Origin of the sequence: Mesorhizobium sp. M0437 (genome assembly GCF_040321335.1) — a bacterium.
In the GTDB taxonomy this organism is placed as follows: Bacteria; Pseudomonadota; Alphaproteobacteria; order Rhizobiales; family Rhizobiaceae; genus Mesorhizobium.
Genome location: NZ_JAMYRK010000137.1, coordinates 1 through 5105, shown reverse-complemented (window position 1 = coordinate 5105; position 5105 = coordinate 1). Strand labels below are relative to the sequence as shown.

The 5105-nt window shown below is 59.5% G+C and carries 2 protein-coding genes and 2 pseudogenes; all 4 read left to right on the top strand.

The annotated features are described in order from the left end of the window. Positions 1-219, top strand: a pseudogene (locus NKI72_RS33935) (ABC transporter substrate-binding protein); the annotation flags it as partial. A 234-nt stretch (positions 220-453) separates the two neighbouring features. Continuing rightward, complete coding sequence (locus NKI72_RS33930; RefSeq protein WP_352757256.1) at positions 454-1452, top strand: ABC transporter ATP-binding protein; 999 nt, start codon at positions 454-456, stop codon at positions 1450-1452. Between the two features lie 21 nt (positions 1453-1473). Then, entirely contained in the window at positions 1474-3252 is a 1779-nt protein-coding gene (locus NKI72_RS33925) for an ABC transporter permease subunit (protein ID WP_502896278.1), read from the top strand. A gap of 486 nt (positions 3253-3738) precedes the next feature. Continuing rightward, a pseudogene (locus tag NKI72_RS33920) lies at positions 3739-4759 on the top strand (IS110 family RNA-guided transposase). Positions 4760-5105 lie beyond the last annotated feature (346 nt).

The window sequence follows — 5105 nt, the reverse complement described above, 5'->3', positions numbered from 1 at the left end:
CGCCAGGCGGCCTTTGCCCAGCTCATTCCCTACGGTCCGACCAACCTCAATGCCTTCAAGCTGATTCCGGAGAAGGTGGCCCGAAAGCTCGCCAGTCACCCTGACTACATGGCGAACAGCGTTTCCGTTAACGGACGGTGGTACGCCGAAGTCGGATCGGATGGCCAGACCAATGTGCAGCGGCTCGCTCAGCGCTGGAACGAGTGGGTTCTCCAGTAAATGTTTTATGAATTATAAGAGCGGCAAGACGACTAACTCACCTTGTCGTCTTGCCGGATGAACCGACCGCCGCCGGAACCGCTGTGTCTGGCGTCGCATGTCCAGACGAAGATCGCAGAGTTGGGAGCAACAATATTGACCGTGCATGTCAGAAGTTCCGTCACTTATGCCGAGGAAGCAGAATTGAAGGAAAACCCCAGATCCGCGCAGATCGAATTTTGCAACGTGACCAAGATGTATGGGGCGGTCGCAGCGGTGAAAGACATGTCTCTGACAGTCCGTCGCGGCGAGTTCCTGACTATTCTCGGTCCGAGCGGCTCGGGCAAGACCACAGCACTGATGCTGCTCGCCGGATTCGTGGTGCCTACCGAGGGCGACATCCTGATCGCCGGAAAATCCGTCGCCGCAGTCCCCTCCTACCGGCGCGACCAGGGCATTGTCTTCCAGAGCTATGCGCTTTTTCCGCACCTCACGGTGCGCCGAAACCTGGAATTTCCGCTCGCGATGCGCGGCATGAATGCCGCCGAGAGGGCCACGCGGATCGACGGAATGCTTGAGCGCGTGCAACTCAAAGATCTTGGCGGCCGCATGCCGTCGCAACTGAGCGGCGGCCAGCAGCAGCGCGTGGCGCTTGCCCGCGCGCTCATCGCCGATCCGCCGATTCTGCTGCTCGATGAGCCGCTCAGCGCGCTCGACCGCAATCTGCGCGAGCAGATGCAGGGCGAAATCAAGAGCCTACATAGGGAGTTCGGCAAGACCACCGTCTGCGTCACGCATGATCAGGAGGAGGCGCTCACTCTGTCGGATCGTATCGTCGTGATGCGTGCCGGGCGTATCGAGCAGACCGACACACCGGAAGCCCTCTACGACCGGCCGGCGACGCGCTTCGTGGCGAATTTTCTGGGTGAGGCCAACATTCTCGAAAATCCCGGTTTCGAGGTCGAATCCGATGCCGCGCCGCAGTCCGGCTCCGTCGCGATGATCCGGCCGGAGCGTATCAGCATCGCCGTCCCCACTGCGCCAAAGCGGGCCAATGCGGAGCAGTGCCAGTCTGTCACCGGCATCCTCGATGACATGATCTATTGTGGTCCGTTGCGCAAATACCATGTGCGCGTCGGGAGCAGTGTCCTCATCGTGCGTGAGCATGTCGCCTCGGGACAGCAGACCTTCCGGCCTGGCGACGAGGTGCGCCTCCACTGGCTGCGGTCCGACGTCCGTTTCGTCGCGGTGTAAGGCACTGAGAGAGGAATGTTGATGAAGACGTTTCAAACAGTGGGCCGAATGCCCATCAGCCTCACCGTGCCGGCCATCGCGATCCTGCTCGTCGTCTTCGGCATACCAATCATTCTGCTCTTCCTTACCAGCGTCAATGCGCCAGCCTTTTCGCTGGCCAACTATCATGCTTTTTTCGGTCAGCCAGCGAATGTTCGCGTGCTCTTCCAGACCGTCGAGATAAGCGTCGTCGCCACGGCTATCTGCGCCATCATCGGCTATCCTACGGCCTATTTCATCGTCGCCGCCCCGAAGCAACTGCGCGTGGCGCTCATCGTGCTCGTCATCATCCCCTTTCTGACCAGCGGATTGGTGCGCACCTACGCATGGATCGTGATTCTAGGCGACCGCGGCTTGATCAACAATATGTTGCTCGACCTCGGGCTCATCTCCAGTCCGCTGCCGCTCATCTACAACCGAATGGCGATCTATATCGGCATGGTGCATATTATGCTGCCAATGATGATCCTGCCGCTTGTTAGCGTCATGATGGGGATCGATAAGTCGCTGATGGCGGCGGCACGCAGCATGGGCGCGCGGCCACTAACCGCTTTCTGGCGGGTATTCTTCCCGCTCAGCTTGCCGGGCGTGCGCAGCGGAGCGCTGCTGGTCTTTGTGCTCTGCCTCGGCTTCTACATCACGCCGGCCGCCCTCGGCGGGCTGCGCGATGCCATGCTGTCGACCTTCATTGCGTCGCAGGTTTCGACCGCCTTCGATATGGCGCGCATCGCCGCATCGGCCTTCATTCTCTTGGCGGTCGCGGTGATCACGCTATCCATGTTCGGACTCGATCTCTCCCATGCGCAGGGCCGCGCGGCGCAGCCAGCGCGGAAGCCTTGGCTGAGCCTACCGTCCTCTTTCGGCACGCTGAAACGCTGGTTCAATGAGCTTCTCACTCCCATTCGGGCGAAGCGCTGGATAGCCCAGCTCTACCAGGCCGGAGACAACAGCCGCTGGCCGAAGATCGTCGGCACGGCGTTCATCGTGCTCGTCATGGTGTACCTACTGTTTCCCGGCCTCGTCGTCGTCATTATGTCATTCAGCGCCGGGATGTTTCTGGAATTTCCGCCCTCGGGCCTTTCCCTGCAGTGGTATCGCTCTTTCTTCGGCGATCCGTCCTGGAAGGGCGCTGCCTGGACCAGCATCCAAATCGGCGTTGCGGTGACCATCCTGTCAACCATCGTCGGCACGCTCGCGGCGTATGGGCTCAGCCGCACCCTTCCGCGGTTGCGCGGCTTCCTGACCATGGTGATCCTGACCCCGATCACCTTTCCGGTCATCGTCGTCGGTATTGCGACCTATCTCGGGCTTATCAAACTCGGACTGCTTGGCTCGAACACCGGAATCGTCTTGGCGCATAGCATCGGCGCCATCGGCTATGTCGTCGTTATCGTCTCCGCCACGCTGGCGAATTTTGACCGGCGGCTTGAGGACGCGGCTATGAGCATGCGGGCGGGGCCGTTCCAGACGTTCGTGCGGGTGACCCTGCCGCTGATTCGGCCGGGGATCATCGGCGGCGCCGTGTTCGCGTTCCTCCACTCCTTCGACGAGGTCGTCATAACGTCGCTCATCGGCGGATTATCGATCCGGACACTGCCGCTGAAGATGTGGGAGAATATTCGCCACCAGATCGACCCGACAATTGCCGCGGTGGCGTCGCTACTAATGCTTGTGCCCGTGTTATGTCTGATCGTCCTCTATGTCACGGGATGGCGATCGACGTTGAGCCCTCAGCGCGCGCGCCCGGACCCAGCGACTTGAGACATCGGCTTTCAGGGTTGGCTCGCGTCCCCATCATTCGACATGCAAACTAGCGATCAAGCGCGTCAGGGAAAAACGTCAGACCTGATCTATGCTAACGTCCCATCCTGCAATGCGGAGAGATTTATGATAGCAAAAAGCGGAACACCTGTGAAAAAAAATCGCAGCCTTTTTCGGTAAAAAGTAACTCTAATGGGAGTTCAAGCTCCGAAAGGATGTTCGGTTCCATAGTGGTTATACCTTTGCCGCGACATCAGCAACTGCTGCCGGCTGACGCTCGCGTCCGTCGCCTGAAGGCGCTCCATGGCTTGGCTTCCTTTGTTCCTTCGCTGTCCGAGAGGCGATAGCTCTCCCTGATGTGGCTTCGACAGCCACACTTTGGCAAGTGCGATGCCCCGGAGTTGAGGTCGTCCACATGGGGTAATCGCGGGAGCGCATCGCCCAGAGAACAATCATATCCTTGGAAGGTGGCTGTTCCCCGATAACATGGAAATACGGGCTCACGACCTGACGCCGGGCCAAGCATCTGATGGAGAACAGCCATGGAAGAATATATGGCGCGGGAAGTGCGCCTCTGATCCAAAGATCATTGCCGAGCTTATTCATCAGCGGGCGCCGGCCGCCAAACGCGTGGTGTTCGAGACTGGACCCCTTTCCGTCTGGTTCTATCACGCGCTACGCGCGGAAAGGGTGCCAGCGATCTGCATCGATCCTCGCCATGCCAAAGCTGCGCTCGATATGGCGCCGAATAAGACCGACGCGAACGACGCCGACGGTTTGGCGCATCTTGCAGAGGTGGGGTTCTTCCGTGAGGTGCGGGTGAAAGGATTTGACAGCATGCTGACCCGCACGCTCGTGGCGGCACGCACCCGGCTGGTCCGGATCACCACCGAACTTTCCAACCAGATTCGTGGAATCATGAAAACGTTCGGCCTGCTCGTTCCTGCAGGTAAGGGAACCACGTTCGAGAAGAATGTTCGGAGCCTTCTTATCGATCACGAGGAACTTGCTCTTATCGTGCTGCCGATGTTGGAGGCCTGGCGCGGCATTCGCATCCGTGCCGCCGAGCTTGGGCGCCAGCTCGTCGCAGATGCACGGCAGAGCCAGGCATGCCGCATGCTCATGTCGATCCCTGGCATCGGCGCCATCACCGCAACCTCATTCGCCACTGCCATTGAAGATCCGGGCAACTTCAAGACGTCCCGATCTGTTGGCGCCTGGATAGGCCTGACGACGCGCTGCTACCAATCCGGAGAAGTCGATTATGACGGCCATATATCCCAACGCGGCGACCGCCATTTGCGAGGGCTTCTCTACGAAGCGGCGTCGGTTATTCTGACGCGTAGCTCAACCGAGAGCACCCTGCGGACATGGGGTCTCCAGCTCCGGCGGAGGGATCGGCTTCAAACGAGCTGCCGTGGCTGTGGCGCGCAAACTGGCGGTGATTATGCATTCGATGCTTAAAACCGGCGAGCTCTATAATCCGAATGCAGGAGCCACAGCGTAAATCCGGATAGCGTTCAGAAACTGAACGCCTGAGGCGTCCCTGCCGCTACGTGAGCCGAGCCATTCCGCTGATGGGGTTGCACCGCTGACTCAGCAAAGGCGTCGTCCACATTGAAGGCTCGTCCCGCGAATCTCCATCATGCGGCGACCGATGTTGACCGCGAAGACAACCGTGTACCCGGCCAACGCATCTCCGAGCGCGAACACTTGACGTCCCCACCGCGATTAGACAACCACATCAGGCCATATCAGGCTTAGCCTCCATCTCATTTCTAGATGATGACAATAGATAAACTGTGTTGGACGGAAGTCGCCGCGCGATTGATACTCGACTAAATTAACGCGCC

Excerpts from the sequence above, each read along its gene's own strand:
- NKI72_RS33930 (WP_352757256.1), top strand. The coding sequence starts at position 454 with ATGTATGGGGCGGTCGCAGCGGTGAAAGACATGTCTCTGACAGTCCGT.
- NKI72_RS33925 (WP_502896278.1), top strand. The coding sequence starts at position 1,474 with ATGAAGACGTTTCAAACAGTGGGCCGAATGCCCATCAGCCTCACCGTG.